Below are 15,574 nucleotides of genomic sequence, written 5' to 3'. Positions count from 1 at the left end.
TGCCTGCGTTTATCAGTTGCCCAGCTGTCCACGGGTGTCGGCGTCAAAGCGCTGCTTGGTCTGATCCGCCTTCGGTTTGAGCTGCGCGAGCAGGGCTGCCTCGCTGTACAGCCCGGTCAGGGCCAGCTCCTTGGGCGTCGGGTCGATCGGGATCAGCACATCTTCACCTGCCGCATGCAGCCAGATCGCTACGACATGCAGCGCCGAAACGAACAGCACTCGCAGCTCAACGGTTTTGCCCTGCAACTGCGGCGATTGCTCCGCCAGCTTCAGCGCATTGACCGTGGCGGTGGCCAGGTTGCCGTGGTTCAACGAGGCAAACTCGACGTGACCGCGGACTTCGGCCAATTGCGCATCGGCAATCGACACGCCGTCGGCAAACACCAGGTAATGCCAGTCACCGATCCGGGCGTCCTTGAGGCCTTTGCCCTGGCTCATATCCTCCAGGCTGAGCGAGTAGCCACGATAGGCCTCACTGAGGCTGATTTTCGCCGGTACAGCACTGGCGAACTGGCGATTGATGCCAAATCCCTGGGTTTGCAGCGCCGCTTGCAGCACCGGACGCAAGGTCTGTACGCCGTTGGAAGGCGCCTTTGGATAAGTCAGTTGCATGATGTCGCCCTCCTAGTTTTTTGCCGTGAAGTAAGTGTGGGTCCAGTTGCCGCCACCGTTGTAGGAACCGGGGAACGAGCTCAGTGCGCGGGTCGAATAGCCGTAGATCGAATCCGCGACCAGCACGTAGTTGCCGTTGGTGCCGTAGATCGTCAGGAAGTGCGCACCGCCGCCGTACCAGGCACAGCGCAGACCGACGGGCCGGCCCATGTTGATCTGGTTCTGGATGGCCGACATCTGCAACGAACCCTGATTCATCCCGTTGTAGCTGCGGGTGGTTTGCAGGGCCGAATCCAGATAGCCATAGACGTTGCACGGCCCCGGCTGGCTGCAGCAGTTGCGGTTCAACTGGGTGCTGGCAACGCCGCACTGGGTCCAGGACCCGGTGCCGTAATAGTTGCCAACCGAAGCGGAAACTGCGGCCCAGCACCAGTTGGTCTGGGTCTGTTGCTGCATCGTGAAATTCAGGCTAGAGGCCGCCAGGGCCTCGGCCTGTGGCGCGGCTTCGACCTCGACCAGTTGCGCGTCGAGCAGATGGCCGGTCAGGCACCCGGGCAGGGTGTTGCCGGTGTATTGCGTTGTTTCAGTGGTTAACATTTTTCAATCCTCCATGAATGAAAACAAATGTCCTGCTTGTGGATGTTGCGAGCGATCGGCGGTAAATGGGTTGCCATCTCCGATGGCTGGTTCCGATCAGGCTCGAGGTAACCCTAGGTCTGAATATGCATTTGTGCAAATAAATAAATGCATTAATGCAATTTTGCGGACGAAAGGACACTGCCTGAGCATGTCCTTTGTGGTGGAGACTGAAGCCTGAGGCCGTTAACCCTCGGTTTTATGCTCGGCGGAATCCAGTTCTTTCAAGCGCTGATCGATCAACTGGCATTTGTCCGGCAGATCGGCAGAGGCGGTGCCCAGGTCCATCTTCTGCAACTCGGCATTGATCTCCTTGGCCTTGGTCGGGTTTTGCTCGGTGAGCTTTGCCACTTCCTGGGCCAGTTGTTCGCGTTTGGCAGTGGCTTCTTCCGGGGTGCAGGCCCAGACGGGCAGGGCGCAGGCGAGGGTGGCGGCGAGTGTGAGGGGGAGCAGGGTTTTCATGATGGCAGGCCTCAGATCCGGTTAAGGCGGGTTAACCGGTTGAGGGTTTGGGTCTAGGGAAAGTTCATTTCTGTATTGGCGTATTGCCCCGTAATTGACCGTTTTTTGGTGCTCCACTTGGATTGCGCCACTATGTTGATATCATTTGGCGCTGGTGACTTGCCTCTTTGCCGTTGAGAACTCAGGAAGTACACGCGATGACCGAGGATGAGATTTACCGAAGGATCGGGCAAGTGTTGGTCGATGAGGCGCCCGAGTCAGCGATGACGGTGATCGTTGATGCAGAGCTTTCCCCCGAGGACGATCACTGCAAGTTGCTGTTTGATTATGTCGACGGAAAAGGCGAGCGGGACTGGTTCAGTCCGAGCAGCGGTGAGGTTGACGGCATTGTCATGAATAGCCTGGTTGCCCTTAGAAAGTTGCACAAAGAGCAAAACCTTACCGCCGGATTACCCGTCTGGAACGCCTGTGAGATTGCCATGGACATTGTGGGCGGCAAGTTGAAAATCGACTTCAGGTATGACGAGACGTTGTATGCGGATTGACTGACTCTAATTATCCATGGCGTACGGCGTCGCTTGCTCGCACTTGAAGCGAAGACAGATTCAACGAGTTGGTCAATCTGTCTCGCTTCATCACTATCAAGTGACGATCAGGTCCCGTGGCAGCAACTGGATCTCGTTTCTCCCTTATACCGATCATGATGCCGCACCCACTCCATGATCTCGTCCTCGTTTCGCCCCTTGGGCGTAAGGTCGAGAAAGTTGTAGGCACCGACCAGCATGTCCAGACCCCGGGCGTAGGTTGAGTAGGTGTGGAATATCTCGCCGTTATTGGCGCGATAGAACACGCTCAGCCCCGGCATTTCCTCTTCGCCACTGTCAGTCTTTTCATAGTTGTACGTAGCCTTTCCGGCTTCGGCGTCTTCAGCACGGGCGCAAACGCCAAAGTCGTAGTTGAAATCGGAACCGTCCGACGACACCCAGTCGAACTTCCAGCCCATCCGCCGCTTGAACGTCTGGAATTCGGCGAATGGCGCGTGGGATACCGCTACCAGCCCAATGTCGTGATGAGCCAGGTGCAGATTGGCGCCATCGAAGTGGTCGCCGAGGAACGAACATCCCTGGCAGCCTTCTTCCCAGCCCCTGGCGAACATGAAGTGATAGACGATGAGCTGGCTGTGCTGGCCGAACAGGTCGGCGAGTTTCAATTCGCCGTCCGGCCCCTTGAAGCGATAGTCCTTGTCGACTTTCACCCACGGCAGAGCGCGGCGTTTGGCGCTGAGGCGGTCGCGTTCCCTGGTGAAGGCCTTTTCATCGGCCAGATGCTGCTTGCGGGCGGCGAGCCATTCTTCGCGCGACACCACCGGATGATTCTCAACGTTCATGATGATTTCTCCTGCGGGGTTGAAACCGTCTGTCTCAGACTAGTCGCTTGAAGCCGTCGGAAATCGACAGACCGCCGGTCGGTCGGTGCCGCAAATCAAGCTGAACGGCTATTGCCCGCTCGGGTCACAACCTAAGACAGCGCCATTAATCACGCGCACCGGAGGTTGAATCAGGATGACGACTTATAACTGGGATTTGATTGAACGCCTGCTGCATGAAGTGCAGAACGGCGCCGGCCACAGCTTTGCACCGCGGTCCTATGCCGAAGACTACGCAGCGGAAAAAGCCGCGGCGGGCGAGCCGATCGAGAATCTGGATCATCTGAAAACCATCGCCTGTGAATACGAGCAGAAGCTGTTGCTGCGCGGTTTTATCGAACCCCGTGGTGACGATGAGGGCAGCACCGGCAACAATTTCAGCCTGACCCCGCGCGGGTCGAGTCTGTTGAGCCTGATCGACAGCAGCATTCCTGGTAATGATCATCCGCGTCAGGTGCTGGATGAGCAGGAGGATGCGCTGGATGAGGCGACCTTCGACCGTGTGGCGTCAAAAGCGCAGATTGCCTGAAGGCCTGCTGCGATCCCTCTGGAGCTGGGTTTTCCGGCTCCCGCAGGTTCAATGAACCTCAGCCTGCTTTCGCCGCTTTCAGACACTTCAAATCATTGAAGTCCTTGCGCACCCCTTCGATTTTCTTCAACAGGCGCTGGCGTTGTTGCGGTGTGCTTTCTGCCATCAGATCCACCGCCAGCGAGCGCGCCTGAGCCTCGGTGTCGGCGTAGGCCTTGCGGTAATCCGCTGTCCATAAACGCTCGCGATAGACCAGAAGTGTCTCGATCCGCTGTGGGAAATCCGGACTTTTACGCTGGGCGACGGCGGCGCTGAACTGCTGTTGCCAGTGCGCGCGGTTGGCGATCCATTGGGTGTTCTGGTCGCCGAGTGCGGTTGACCACGCCATCACCCGTTGCTCTTGCGTGACACTCAAAGGCCCGAGCCAGTCGTTGAGGCGCTTGTCCATGCGGGCGCCACGTTCGGCAATCTGCTGGGCCAGCGGCGGCTTCACATATTCCTGCTGACGTTTGCGCAAGTCCTTGGCAAACGCATCGTTCATGTCGGCGACCTGTTTGTCGTCCAGCCCTTGCAGCAACTCGATGGCCGACGGGGTGATTTCCCGGGCGGTTTCGGCAATCGCCTGCTTGGCTTCCAGAGTGCGGGCCTGGAGTGCGGCGTCGGTGACCTGATTGGTTTCGACCATGGTCTGCAGGCGATCCAGCCAGTCCAGATAACCTGGCAATTGCGTGGTGCAGTGCCAGCTCAGGTGTTCCTTGAGGCGTTCGTTGAACCAGCCTTTCTGTTCGCCGGTCATGTCCAGGTAGTCGCTGAGCGTCCAGGGAATGATCACGTCGAGATTGCGATAGGCCAGGCCGACGCGGCTGCACGCGCCGAGGGCGAGAGTGAAGATCAACAGCGTGGCGCAGTGTTTGAACCAGCGAGACATGAGCGAGTCCTTGCGAAAGCCTGGCGTCTGATTCTTATGTGAACGCAGGATGCTCCCGGCAGTTCAGCCAATCAATAGAACGCGCGTTCGGCCTTGAGCGTGACCAGCCCGTCGCACTGGCTGTTATGCCCGGAATAGGCGGAGCAATCGCTGCCGCTGAGGCTGGAATTGCTGTAGATCAGGTCCAGGTCGATGCCCATCACCGGCCGGGAAAATTTCACCGACCAATCGGTAAAACTGCTGACATAACCGCCGTCCACCGAGACCGGCGTATTGAGCTGGTGGGTGGTGTATTTCATGCTGATCCCGATGCCAAATGGCTGGTTGCCGCCCAGATCGGCAAACAATGTGTTGTTCTGTTTGTCCGGATCGTTGCTCAGTGCGATGCCGAAACGGCTGCCGAGCAGGGTCAGGCCGCCGAACAGCTCCTGGCTGTCGAGGGTGTCGACCTTGGGATAACTGTAGTGAATCATCCCGACTTCGTAGCCGAGGGTTTGATCGAAGGGTTGTTTGAAACCGACGTAGGAGTCGATCTCCAGATTCTTGCCCGGCGTCAGCCCCATGCTCGGCGCGTATTGGCCGACGTAGAGGCCACTGTCGTGGGTCAGATCGAGGCCTCCGTGGAACGAGCCGGCGGCAGAAGGTTTGACCAGGCCCTGGGCCATGCTGCGGCTGGGCGTGGTGCCGAGCTTGAGGTCGAAGTCGCCGAGTTCGCGCTGGAAAATCTGCGCGTGCGCCACCGGGCTCGCCAGCAGTCCTGCAAGAATTAAACAGAGGGGTTTGAGCATGCGTCACTCCATGAACAGCGAGCGCAGGCCGACGTACCTGCTGAAACGCTTGATCCAGACGCGTGCAAGGATACCGGCGAATGATCGGCATCGAGGGCCGTTCGTCGATTTCTGTTGTTTTGTCGGTTTGATTAAACGCGAGAGAGGTCTTGCGAGGGTTCCGGTCCAGACGCTTCGAATCTCAAAGCGCCTTGGGACTGGGATGTTGCGGGGTGTTACTTCTTGCCCAGGCTGATCTGCTTGGACGGGCCGAACGTCTGGCCGCTGACGCCCTTGGCAATTTGCTGGATCTCGCCGCCGGACTTGAGGAATGCCGCGATCTGATCGTTGATCGATTCGCTGGTTTCAACGGCTGGAGCTGGCTTTGCTTTGCTGGTGGATGCTTTTACACGCATGGCGGCCATTAACCTGTAGAAAAGTAACTCGGCCAAGCATCGTACAGGAATAACTTGACAATTGCTTGGTAAATATCCCCCGGAATAACCCAGCGTGCGGGTGGATTATTCTCGATTAATTATTAGAAATATCCCGCTAACCTGCTGTTTTGAATAACAACATTTATCGGGAAGGGTGGATTTTTCGCGGGGGCGGCGCGCCGGGGAGTCGCCGAGGTGGTCTGACGAGTGGCACCTGTTCGGCGGCAAACCAAGGAAAATCAAGGCTTAGCGCAAATTTCAGTCGGCGGGAGGATCTGCCGGCCAACGAACCCGGCAAAACCGGGTAGAATGCCGCCCACGCAATGAGGGTATTGGAAATGGCTTTAGTCGGGCGCTACAACAGTTTGCAAGTGGTTAAACACACTAACTTCGGTTTATATCTGGACGGCGGTGCCGACGGCGAAATTCTTTTGCCCAACCGTTATATCCCCAAAGATATTCCCAGCGAAGATGAAGACTGGCTCAATGTTTTCATTTATCTGGACAGCGATGACAAACTAATTGCCACCACTGAAAAACCAAAAGTTCAGGTCGGTGAATTTGCCAGTTTGAAAGTTGTTGAAGTCAACAGCATCGGTGTGTTCCTCGATTGGGGCCTGCCGAAGGATCTGCTGCTGCCTTACTCCGAAGAAAAACGCCAGATGACCGCCGGCGAATACTGCGTGGTGCATGTCTATCTCGACAAACACACCCGCCGCATCACCGCCACCGCGCGTCTTGATCGCTACCTCGACAAGACCCCGGCCAACTACAGCGTGGGCCAGGAAGTCGATCTGCTGGTGGCCGAAGCCACCGACATGGGTTTCAAGGCGGTCATCAACAACAAGCACTGGGGTTTGATTCACAAGAACGAAATCTTCAAGTTCATGCGTTCCGGCATGCGCGAGAAAGGCTTCATCAAGGAAGTGCGCGCCGACGGCAAGATCAGCCTGAGCCTGCAACCGGTGGGTCAGGAGGCGGCCAGCAGCCTGAGTTCGAAGATCCTCGCCAAGTTGCGCGAAAACGATGGCACCCTGGCCGTCAGCGACAAGAGCGACCCGGCGCTGATCAGCAGCCTGTTCGGTGTCAGCAAGGGCAACTTCAAGAAGGCCATCGGTTCGTTGTACAAGGAAGGCAAGATCGTCATTCATGCCGATCGCATTGAACTAACCTGAGCCTGACGTGGCCCATGTTGCATGGGCCAACCTGAGGTCGGGCAGATGAAAAAAGCGCTGATTGCCTACGTCGCCACGCTACTGACGTTTCTACTGCTCGACGGCCTCTGGCTCGGCGTGTTGATGGCGCCGACCTATCGCGAACTGCTGGGTCCGCTGATGCTCGAAAAACCGTTGCTGGTGCCAGCAGCGGTTTTTTATTGCCTGTACGTTTTCGGTTGTGTGGCGTTCGTGGTGTTGCCATCGATTACCTGGCAACGCGCTGCCCGCATGGGTGCGCTGCTCGGGCTGGTCGCTTATGGCACCTATGACCTGACCAATTGGGCGACGCTGCGCGGCTGGTCGGTGCAAGTGACGTTGCTGGATTGGGCATGGGGGACGTTTGCCACGGCGCTGGCCTGTACGGTCGGATTTGTCGTGGCCGGCCGGTTTGGCTGGTCAGCTCGTCACCGCTGACGCTTCAGGAGAATGAAATGTCTCTTCCAGACGGCTTTTTCTGGCCAACTGGTTAATAATCCCCGAGACCATTTTTCGCCCCGGACGAAGAGCCGGGGCTTTGTTTTGACCATTGGAAAAACTGCCATGTCGTGTGTGTTCGAGGTGTTGCGGTGAGCGTCAGTCGGCGCAGTGCCGACGGCTTTGCCCTGCAGGTGATGATTGGCCTGTGCCTGATCTGGGGTGTGCAGCAGGTGCTGATCAAGTGGGCGGCAAGCGATATCGCGCCGGTGATGCAGGCGGCTGGGCGGTCGGGGATTTCCGCGTTGCTTGTAGGACTGCTCATCTGCTGGAAGGGCGGCTGGGATCAGGTCGGTACGACCTGGCGCGGCGGCTTGTTGGCCGGTGCCTTGTTCGGGCTTGAGTTCCTGTTCATTTCCGAAGGTTTGCAACTGACCACTGCGGCGCACATGTCGGTTTTCCTCTATACCGCGCCGATTTTTACTGCGCTGGGCGTGCATTTCCTGTTGCCCAGCGAACGTCTGCGGCCGGTGCAATGGCTGGGGATTTTCATGGCATTTGTCGGGATCGCGGTAGCGTTTGCCGGTGGCGTGTCATGGGACAACCTCGATCACCGTATGCTGCTGGGCGATGCCCTCGGCGTACTGGCCGGGGCCAGTTGGGGCGCGACCACCGTGGTGGTGCGCGCCTCGCGCCTGTCGGAAGCGCCGGTGACGCTGACGCTGTTTTATCAGCTGATCGTCGGCTTCGTCGGTTTGCTGTTGATCGCACTGCTCAGCGGCCAGATCACCCACGTCAGCCTGACCGCCGTGGCGGTGGGCAGCGTGCTGTTCCAGGGCCTGGTGGTGTCGTTCTTCAGTTACCTGACCTGGTTCTGGCTGTTGCGCCGTTATCTGGCGGCCAATCTGGCGGTGTTTTCCTTCATGACGCCGTTGTTCGGTGTCACGTTTGGCGTGGTGCTGCTGGGCGAAGAACTGAGCCTGAATTTCATCATCGGTGCCGTGCTGGTGTTGCTCGGCATCACTTTCGTCAGCGCGGAACAGTGGGTACGTCGGCGTTTGCGCAAAGCGCTCGGCCAGTCGTAAGCGGTTTCCACGCCAGGCCACCGGCAATCAGCAGGCCACTGCCGGCGATCACCAGCGCCGGTTGCAGGCCACCGCTGAAGTGGCTGCTGAGCGCCGCCAGCAACGGCCCGCTGAGCTGACCGACAGCGAAGCACGCGGTGAGCAGGCCGGCGTTGCGCTGGGTGGCGTGGGGCGCCAGCTCCCGGGAACGCTGCATCACCAGTTGCATGCAGGCCAGGAACGGCGTGCCGCACAGGATCACACCCAAAGCCAGGCCGAGGCCGCTGCCTAACAGGCAAGCAAACACCCCGGCGGCCTGCAGCCAGAGCGTCGCCATCAACCAGTGACGGGTGGTGTCCGGATCGTGCCGACGCAGACTCACCAGCAACACGCCAATCGCGGCGCCGAGGCCAAAGCATGGCCAGAACAGATCGGCCTGCCATTGCCCGTGAAACTGCGCGTTGGCCATCTGCGACAGGAACGTGGCCGGAATGATGTAGCCCACGCCGTACAAGGCATACACCACCGCCAACCGCGCAATCCCGCGATTCGAATGATTGACGGCGGCAGGCGCGACGTTTGCACCGACGCCCGGTTGCGGCAGGATCCGCACAATCCCCAGCAACATCACCAGCGCCACGGCGGCGTAGATCAGCCACAGGGTGGCGGACGTCTGCTGCGCCAGATGCGAGAACAGCGCCAGCAACCCCGTCAGAAAAATCCCCAGCCCCGGCCCGGCAAATACCAACGCGCCCAGTCTCGGGCGACCTGCAGCCGCAGCCAGCGGCTGACTCAGCGCCGTAATCATCACCAGCACCCAGGCACTCGCCACACCGGTGCCGAAGCGCAGCAGCATATGCGACCAGAAACCGTTGGCCCAGAACGACGCCAGTGTCAGCAGTACACACAACCACAAGCCGCCATGCAGACGCCGCTGCACTTGATCCGGCCGACGGGAAAACATCGCATCCACCGCCCCGAGCAGATAGCCGAGGTAGTTGGCGGCCGCAATCAGACCGGCGGCAGTCAGGTCGATCTGCCCTTCGCTGATCAGGTGGGGAAGTTGCGGCGTGAGGGCGAAACGCCCGATGCCCATGGCCATCATCAGGGCAATGAAACTGGCGGATAAGCGAATCAGCGGCGACATGGTCTGGATTCCGTTGGAAGGTTCGATGACCGTCAGGCTAGGACTGATTGACTTTCTTTAAAATTGAATAATAGTGAGTAACTTGTTCTGTTAGGGAGAAAGGTTGTGGAGTTCAGCCAATTGCGGATCTTCCAGGCCGTGGCGGAGGAGGGCTCGATCACTCGCGCCGCCGAACGCCTTCACCGTGTGCCATCGAATTTGTCGACCCGGCTCAAGCAGCTCGAAGAGCAATTGGGTGTCGAACTGTTCGTCCGTGAGCGTCAGCGTTTGCAGTTGTCGCCTGCGGGAAAAGTCCTGCTGGACTACACCGGCAAACTGTTCGCCCTGCGTGATCAGGCCAGTGCGGCGGTAATGGGCGGGCAACCGGCGGGGGATTTCGTGCTTGGCACCCTGTACAGCACCGCCGCGATCCATTTGCCGGCGTTGCTGGCGCGCTATCACAAGCAGTATCCGGCGGTGAATCTGCAGGTGCAGTCCGGGCCCAGCGGCGAATTGCTTGAAGGGCTGCTCACCGGGCGGCTGGATGCGGCGCTGGTGGATGGCCCGCCGCAACTGGCCGGGATCGACGGTGTGCCGCTGTGCAATGAACGGCTGGTGCTGATCAGCGAGCCGGATCACCCGCCGGTACGCAGTGCCAAGGATGTCGAGGGGCGGGCGGTGTTCACCTTTCGCCATGGCTGCGCCTACCGCGCGCGGCTGGAGTCGTGGTTCGCCCACTATCACGCGGCGATGGGCCGGGCGATGGAGATCGAGTCTTATCAAGGGATGCTGGCTTGCGTGATTGCCGGCAGCGGCGTGGCGCTGATGTCGGAGTCGATGCTCGCCAGCCTGCCGGGCCGCGAAAGTGTCGCAGTGCACCCGCTGGCCGAACCGTTTGCCAGTGCGACAACGTGGCTCATGTGGCGCCGGGGCATGGTCGGCGCCAACCTCAATGCGTGGATTGAACAGCAGCAGGCGCTCTATCCCGTGGCTGGCGAAGATACCCGGGAAACGGCTTGAACGATCGGTCAGGGATTCAGATCCATTCAGTAACAGATCATTGCGGATTTCGCCGAGCATTGCGTAGGACTTCGGACTATTATCAGTGCGAAGCGGCTACAGAATTCCGGCCGCTCAGCACCACCCTGAAGGGGGCATGACGATGAAAGAGAAAATTCAGAACTGGCTGCACGATTTGGGTGTTGCCCTCGGCTTGATCGAACCGCCTCTGCAACCGGTCCCGATTCGCACTGATGACGAACAGCGTCGGCGTCAGCAGCGTCGGCGGTAATGCCTTCCGGCTCCAAGGATTAAAGATTAGAGAGGTCGCCGTTTCGGGCGGCTCCAGCACAAAGAGGCTGGAGCCGCTCGAAACGGCGACCTTTTGCTTTTCAGTGGCGCCCGATTTCCAACAGAAACCGGCTCAGGTCATTCGCGGTTTTCGCGCTCTTGAGCATGCGGTCCTCTTCTGCGGTGAAGGCCGTCAGTCCGAATTCATCTTCCAGATGGAAGATCAGATCCTCGATGTCCGCCTTCTCCAGACCCAGCTCCGCCAGACTGGTGTTGTCATTGAAGTCGCGGTGTTCCAGCAGGCGTTTGATGAATCGGTGCACGGCGGCACGCACGGCAGCTCTTCTCATGGCAGATGTTCAAAAAGTGGCGGGATCTGACTGGAGTACAGCAGGCCTCAGGCGTGTCGGCGCAACCATTCGTCAATCATCGAACGCAAATGCTCTCCCGAGAAACTGCCGAAATGCCCGCCATGCACCGTGCGGATCCTCAGCGCCTGCAAGCGTCGCAGGCTGGCGGCGTAATCCTCGAGATTGGAGTGGTAGGCGTCTTCGATCAGTGGCCCGTCATAGATGATGTCGCCGCTGAACAGGGTTTCGGTGGCCGCTTCATAGAGACTGATCCCGCCCGGTGAATGCCCCGGCGTGTGCAGCACCTGCAACGTGCGGTTGCCCAGGTCCAGCACATCACCGTCCTCGACAAACCCGGTGGCCGGCGCAGCTTTGACCCGGTATTCGGCGTAGCACAACGGGCAATCCGGATGCGCTTCGAACATGTCGTCGCCGACGAAGGCGCGGCTCAAGTCATTCTCGCCATCTGGCGCCGCCAGAATGTCCGCCTCGGCGGGATGCACCAGCCGTTCGGCAAATTCGTGATGCCCGGCGATGTGGTCGAAATGGCAATGACTGGCCACCGCCACCAGCGGCCGTTCGGTCAGCCACGGCAATTGTTCGCGCAGACTCACCAGTCCGGAACCGCTGTCGAGCAGCAGATCCTTGTCCCGACCCTGCACATGCCACAGGTTGCAGCGGTAGAACGGGCGGATATACGGCTCGTGGATCAGGCGAATGCCGTCGCTCAGGTGCTGCACTTCGAACCATTGGTCCCGTGAAACAATCTTCATCGGCCATGTTCTCCAGACGAAAAAAAACGGGTGTGGCAACCGACGCCACACCCGTCGAAGAAAGCATCAAGTCGTTATGTTCAGCTTAGATCGCGCTGGCCACCGGGGCAGGGCGACGGGATACCAGGCTCACCACCACGAAGCTCACCAGGCCAACGGCCAGGCTGTAATAGATCGGAGTGTTGGCGTCCAGACCGTCCTTGACCATGAACAGCAGGGCGGTGGCGAAACCCAGGCCCATGCTGGCGATGGCGCCGGCGGTGGTGGCGCGTTTCCAGAAGATCGCACCGATCAGCGGGATCAGCATGCCGCCCACCAGCAGGTTGTAAGCGAGGGTCAGGGCGCTGATCACGTCATTCACAATCAGCGCGATGCACAGCACCACGACACCGGTCAGCAGGGTGAACAGACGGTTCACGCCAAGGCTCGACTGTTTGCCGCCACGCAGTTTCGGCAGCAGGTCTTCGGTCAGGGTGGTGGCGGCGGCGAGCAGGCCGGCGCTGGCAGTGGACATCATCGCGGCCAGGGCGGCGGCGATCACCAGACCACGGATGCCGTCCGGCAGCGACAGTTTGACGATCGCGGCGAAGGCGTTGTTGACGTTATCCAGATCCGGAATCAGTACGTGCGCAGCCATGCCGATCAGGGCGCAGGCCAGACCGTAGAGGATGCAGTAGATGCCCGCGAAGCTGCCGGCGTACTGAGCCACTTTTTCATTCTTGACGGTGAACACCCGTTGCCAGATGTCCTGACCGATCAGGATGCCGAAGAAGTAGATCATGAAGTAGGTGATGATCGTGTCCCAGCCGATGGTGGTGAAGTTGAACGCCGCCGCCGGCAGCTTCAGCACCAGTTCGTCCCAGCCACCGACTTTGTACAGGCAGATTGGCAACAGGATGAACATCAGGCCCACGGTCTTGATGATGAACTGCACGATGTCGGTCAGGGTCAGCGACCACATGCCGCCGATGGCCGAGTACACCACCACGACGCCACCGCCGAGCAGTACCGAGACCCAGAACGGCAGGCCGAACAGCACTTGCAATACGGTGCCGATGGCGAGGATCGAGGTCACGCCGATCATCAGCGCGTAGGCCAGCATGATTGCCGCGCTCGCCGAGCGGGCCATCGGGTTGTAGCGTTTTTCCAGGACCTGGGTAACGGTGTAGATCTTCAGTTTCAGCAGCGGCTTGGCCAGGAACAGGTTCAGCGCGACGATGCCGCAACCCAGTGCCGCGCACAGCCAGAAACCGGAGATGCCGTGCACGTAGCCCAGACGCACGGTGCCGACGGTGGACGCGCCACCGAGAACGGTCGCAGCCATGGTGCCCATGTACAGGCTCGGGCCGAGGTTACGCCCGGCGACGAGGAAGTCCTCGTTGGTCTTGGCTTTGCGCATGCCGAAATAGCCGAGCAACAGCATGCCGGCCGCGTAGATGAGGACGACGAATAAATCCAAAGCCATGATGGCGTGTCTCCGATTGTCTTTTTTATGGGGTGGAACACTGTGGGAGAAGGCTGACTCCCACAGGCGATTCGTTTCTTCAGGCGGCCTGACGCAGCGCCGCTTCAGCCGGCGCATGGGCGCCTTTGCTCCGTGGATCCTTCGGCCCGTAGACCAGCGCCGGTTCCGGGAACAGGCTCAGCAGCATCAGGTACATCACCGAGGCCAGACCGAGGGTCACCAGCAGGCTGATGTCGATGCCTCCAGCCAACTCACCGAGCGGGCCGACGAACTGCCCCGGCAGGTTGACGAAGCACAGGCCGACCGCCGCGCTCGGGATCCATGCACCCAGGCCGCGCCAGTTCCAGCCGTGGCTGAACCAGTAGCGTCCGCCTTGCTCGCCGCGCGTGAACACTTGCAGGTCGTCCGGGCAGTAGAAGCCGCGGCGCACCACCAGGCCGATGATCATGATCACCATCCATGGCGTGGTGCAGGTGATGATCAGCACGGCGAAGGTCGACACGCTCTGCACCAGGTTCGCCGCGAAGCGCCCGATGAAGATGAAGGCAATCGACAGCACGCCGATCAGCAACGTCGCCTTGACCCGCGACAGCAGGCGCGGGAACACACTGGACATGTCCAGCCCGGTGCCATACAGCGAAGTGGTGCCGGTGGACATGCCGCCGATCACCGCAATCAGGCACACCGGCAGGAAGAACCAGCTCGGCGATACCGCCAGCAGACCGCCGACGTAGTTGTTGGCCGCGATGTAGTCCGGTGCCTGGATCGCTACGATGGTCGCAGTGGTCAGGCCGAACAGGAACGGAATGAAGGTAGCGATCTGCGAGAAAATCACCGCCGCCATGATCCGCTTGCGCGATGTTTCACGCGGGATATAGCGGGCCCAGTCGCCGAGGAACGCGCCGAAGGAAATCGGGTTGCTCATGGCCACCAGCGCGGCGCCGATGAACGCGGCCCAGAAGCCCGGCTGGCCGAGGCTGACGGTACCGGCGTAGTGCGAATCGAAAGGACCGGCGAAGGCGAAGATGCCCAGCAGGAACAGCAGGCTCGCGCTCCACACCGCGACCTTGTTCACCCACAGCAGGAAGCGGAAGCCGTAGATGCACACGGTCAGCACCAGCACCGCGAACAGGCCGTAGGCCAGGCCCAGGGTCAGGTCGGTTTCCGGCAGGCCGATCAGGCGTTTCGCACCACCAATCAGCGCATCCCCCGAACTCCACACCGAGAGCGAGAAGAAGGCGATGGCGGTCAACAGCGACAGGAACGAACCGACGATCCGCCCATGCACGCCGAAGTGCGCACCGGACGACACGGCATTGTTGGTGCCGTTGAGCGGGCCGAACAGGCCCATCGGTGCGAGGATCAGCGAGCCGAGCAGCACGCCCGAGACAATCGCCCAGACGCCCGCCTGAAAGGACAGGCCGAACAGCACCGGGAAACTGCCGAGCACGGCGGTGGCAAAGGTATTCGCGCCGCCAAAGATCATGCGGAACAAGTCCACGGGACCGGCGGTGCGTTCGTTGTCCGGGATCTGTTCGACCCCGTGGGTTTCAATCTGCGTAAGGCTTTGGTCTTTGTTGTTGTTATTCATGATCTGCTCCGATCATAAAGGCGCGCCGCATCGTGTGTGAGGCGTCACCTGTTTGGCTAAGGGGGTGGCAGCCCTTCCGGCATTGCGGACAAATGTTCGTGGCAGGCCAGCCAATGGCCTTGTTGTTCTAGGCTCGACGTTTGTTTTTTGAAAACAATCGTCTCGCGCTCCTGGCTGAAGTGTTGCTCCCCTTGCATGCGCAGCTCGGTGGCCACGTCATGGATAAACACCGCCACGTCACCTTGCAGGCTGACGAAGGCGTTGCTCGAAGTGCACGACAGCACTTCGAAGCCATCCTCGACGCGCCAGCTGTCCCACAACGCCTGATAGGCATCGCGCGACAGCAGGGGCTGTTCGAGGGTGTAGAACACGAAGCTCGCATCGGCGCTGAACGCGCCGAAGTAGGCTTCGCGATCGTTGCGGGCGAAGGCGGACACCAGATCGGCGGCCGCTTTCAGAACCTGATCACGTTCGTTCATGACCCGAC

20 protein-coding genes are annotated in these 15,574 nt (G+C 59.9%); 7 read left to right on the top strand and 13 right to left on the bottom strand.

The features are described from left to right. Window positions 1–12: 12 nt before the first annotated feature. From OQ248_RS03115 to OQ248_RS03105, 3 genes are all read right to left on the bottom strand, one after another. Window positions 13–612, bottom strand: coding sequence for a hypothetical protein (locus tag OQ248_RS03115; protein WP_265811995.1), 600 nt, complete (start codon window positions 610–612; stop codon window positions 13–15). Between the two features lie 12 nt (window positions 613–624). Next, window positions 625–1,209, bottom strand: coding sequence for a papain-like cysteine protease family protein (locus tag OQ248_RS03110; RefSeq protein ID WP_265811994.1), 585 nt, complete (start codon window positions 1,207–1,209; stop codon window positions 625–627). 225 nt (window positions 1,210–1,434) lie between these two features. Then, window positions 1,435–1,710, bottom strand: coding sequence for a hypothetical protein (locus OQ248_RS03105; protein ID WP_248738005.1), 276 nt, complete (start codon window positions 1,708–1,710; stop codon window positions 1,435–1,437). Window positions 1,711–1,907: 197 nt separating this feature from the next. Here OQ248_RS03105 and OQ248_RS03100 point away from each other — a divergent pair, with 197 nt between their 5' ends. Then, on the top strand, window positions 1,908–2,255 hold the full coding sequence (locus OQ248_RS03100; protein WP_265811993.1) for a hypothetical protein: 348 nt from the start codon (window positions 1,908–1,910) through the stop codon (window positions 2,253–2,255). A gap of 107 nt (window positions 2,256–2,362) precedes the next feature. Here the strand turns inward: OQ248_RS03100 and OQ248_RS03095 are convergent, their stop codons facing one another. After that, on the bottom strand, window positions 2,363–3,097 hold the full coding sequence (locus OQ248_RS03095; RefSeq protein ID WP_265811992.1) for a thioredoxin family protein: 735 nt from the start codon (window positions 3,095–3,097) through the stop codon (window positions 2,363–2,365). A 175-nt stretch (window positions 3,098–3,272) separates the two neighbouring features. Between OQ248_RS03095 and OQ248_RS03090 the strand changes: the two genes are divergently transcribed. Next, entirely contained in the window at window positions 3,273–3,665 is a 393-nt protein-coding gene (locus tag OQ248_RS03090; RefSeq protein WP_085710345.1) for a transcriptional regulator, read from the top strand. A 58-nt stretch (window positions 3,666–3,723) separates the two neighbouring features. Here OQ248_RS03090 and OQ248_RS03085 read toward each other — a convergent pair whose 3' ends face one another. From OQ248_RS03085 to OQ248_RS03075, 3 genes are all read right to left on the bottom strand, one after another. Continuing rightward, the gene (locus OQ248_RS03085) at window positions 3,724–4,593 is read right to left on the bottom strand and encodes a DUF6279 family lipoprotein (RefSeq protein ID WP_265811991.1); all 870 of its coding nucleotides are present in this window, start codon (window positions 4,591–4,593) and stop codon (window positions 3,724–3,726) included. Window positions 4,594–4,664: 71 nt separating this feature from the next. Then, on the bottom strand, window positions 4,665–5,381 hold the full coding sequence (locus tag OQ248_RS03080; RefSeq protein ID WP_265811990.1) for a TorF family putative porin: 717 nt from the start codon (window positions 5,379–5,381) through the stop codon (window positions 4,665–4,667). A gap of 215 nt (window positions 5,382–5,596) precedes the next feature. Next, window positions 5,597–5,785 carry a hypothetical protein gene (locus OQ248_RS03075; RefSeq protein WP_016985943.1) on the bottom strand — a complete coding sequence of 63 codons (189 nt, stop codon included), beginning with the start codon at window positions 5,783–5,785 and terminating at the stop codon, window positions 5,597–5,599. A 350-nt stretch (window positions 5,786–6,135) separates the two neighbouring features. Between OQ248_RS03075 and OQ248_RS03070 the strand changes: the two genes are divergently transcribed. From OQ248_RS03070 to OQ248_RS03060, 3 genes are all read left to right on the top strand, one after another. Beyond that, window positions 6,136–6,972: a S1-like domain-containing RNA-binding protein gene (locus OQ248_RS03070; protein WP_192563931.1), complete on the top strand. Its 837-nt coding sequence runs from the start codon at window positions 6,136–6,138 to the stop codon at window positions 6,970–6,972. A 45-nt stretch (window positions 6,973–7,017) separates the two neighbouring features. Further along, entirely contained in the window at window positions 7,018–7,428 is a 411-nt protein-coding gene (locus tag OQ248_RS03065; protein WP_265815058.1) for a DUF2177 family protein, read from the top strand. Window positions 7,429–7,580: 152 nt separating this feature from the next. Continuing rightward, window positions 7,581–8,513 (top strand): DMT family transporter, encoded by a 933-nt coding sequence (locus OQ248_RS03060; RefSeq protein ID WP_134825833.1) that lies wholly within the window; start codon window positions 7,581–7,583, stop codon window positions 8,511–8,513. Here the strand turns inward: OQ248_RS03060 and OQ248_RS03055 are convergent. Then, complete coding sequence (locus OQ248_RS03055) at window positions 8,458–9,639, bottom strand: MFS transporter (protein WP_265811989.1); 1,182 nt, start codon at window positions 9,637–9,639, stop codon at window positions 8,458–8,460. The genes OQ248_RS03060 and OQ248_RS03055 overlap by 56 nt on opposite strands. 105 nt (window positions 9,640–9,744) lie before the next feature. On the opposite strand from OQ248_RS03055, the gene OQ248_RS03050 reads away from it, so the two are divergent. Together OQ248_RS03050 and OQ248_RS03045 are read left to right on the top strand one after the other, a co-directional pair. Next, window positions 9,745–10,638, top strand: coding sequence for a LysR family transcriptional regulator (locus OQ248_RS03050; protein ID WP_265811988.1), 894 nt, complete (start codon window positions 9,745–9,747; stop codon window positions 10,636–10,638). Window positions 10,639–10,780: 142 nt separating this feature from the next. Next, window positions 10,781–10,909: a PA1414 family protein gene (locus OQ248_RS03045; RefSeq protein ID WP_007914492.1), complete on the top strand. Its 129-nt coding sequence runs from the start codon at window positions 10,781–10,783 to the stop codon at window positions 10,907–10,909. Between the two features lie 100 nt (window positions 10,910–11,009). Here OQ248_RS03045 and OQ248_RS03040 read toward each other — a convergent pair whose 3' ends face one another. From OQ248_RS03040 to OQ248_RS03020, 5 genes are all read right to left on the bottom strand, one after another. Continuing rightward, window positions 11,010–11,258 carry a phosphopantetheine-containing protein gene (locus OQ248_RS03040; protein WP_085710356.1) on the bottom strand — a complete coding sequence of 83 codons (249 nt, stop codon included), beginning with the start codon at window positions 11,256–11,258 and terminating at the stop codon, window positions 11,010–11,012. 47 nt (window positions 11,259–11,305) lie between these two features. Then, window positions 11,306–12,031 carry an MBL fold metallo-hydrolase gene (locus OQ248_RS03035; protein ID WP_265811987.1) on the bottom strand — a complete coding sequence of 242 codons (726 nt, stop codon included), beginning with the start codon at window positions 12,029–12,031 and terminating at the stop codon, window positions 11,306–11,308. Window positions 12,032–12,116: 85 nt separating this feature from the next. Then, on the bottom strand, window positions 12,117–13,496 hold the full coding sequence (locus tag OQ248_RS03030) for a sodium:solute symporter (protein ID WP_265811986.1): 1,380 nt from the start codon (window positions 13,494–13,496) through the stop codon (window positions 12,117–12,119). A gap of 79 nt (window positions 13,497–13,575) precedes the next feature. Next, complete coding sequence (locus OQ248_RS03025; RefSeq protein ID WP_265811985.1) at window positions 13,576–15,087, bottom strand: cytosine permease; 1,512 nt, start codon at window positions 15,085–15,087, stop codon at window positions 13,576–13,578. A 56-nt stretch (window positions 15,088–15,143) separates the two neighbouring features. After that, window positions 15,144–15,566, bottom strand: coding sequence for a nuclear transport factor 2 family protein (locus OQ248_RS03020; protein WP_265811984.1), 423 nt, complete (start codon window positions 15,564–15,566; stop codon window positions 15,144–15,146). Window positions 15,567–15,574 lie beyond the last annotated feature (8 nt).

This window comes from Pseudomonas sp. COW5 (assembly GCF_026240005.1).
Lineage (GTDB): Bacteria > Pseudomonadota > Gammaproteobacteria > Pseudomonadales > Pseudomonadaceae > Aquipseudomonas > Aquipseudomonas kribbensis.
The sequence above is the reverse complement of the archived record's forward strand: the minus strand, read 5'-3'. Positions and strand labels throughout refer to the sequence as shown.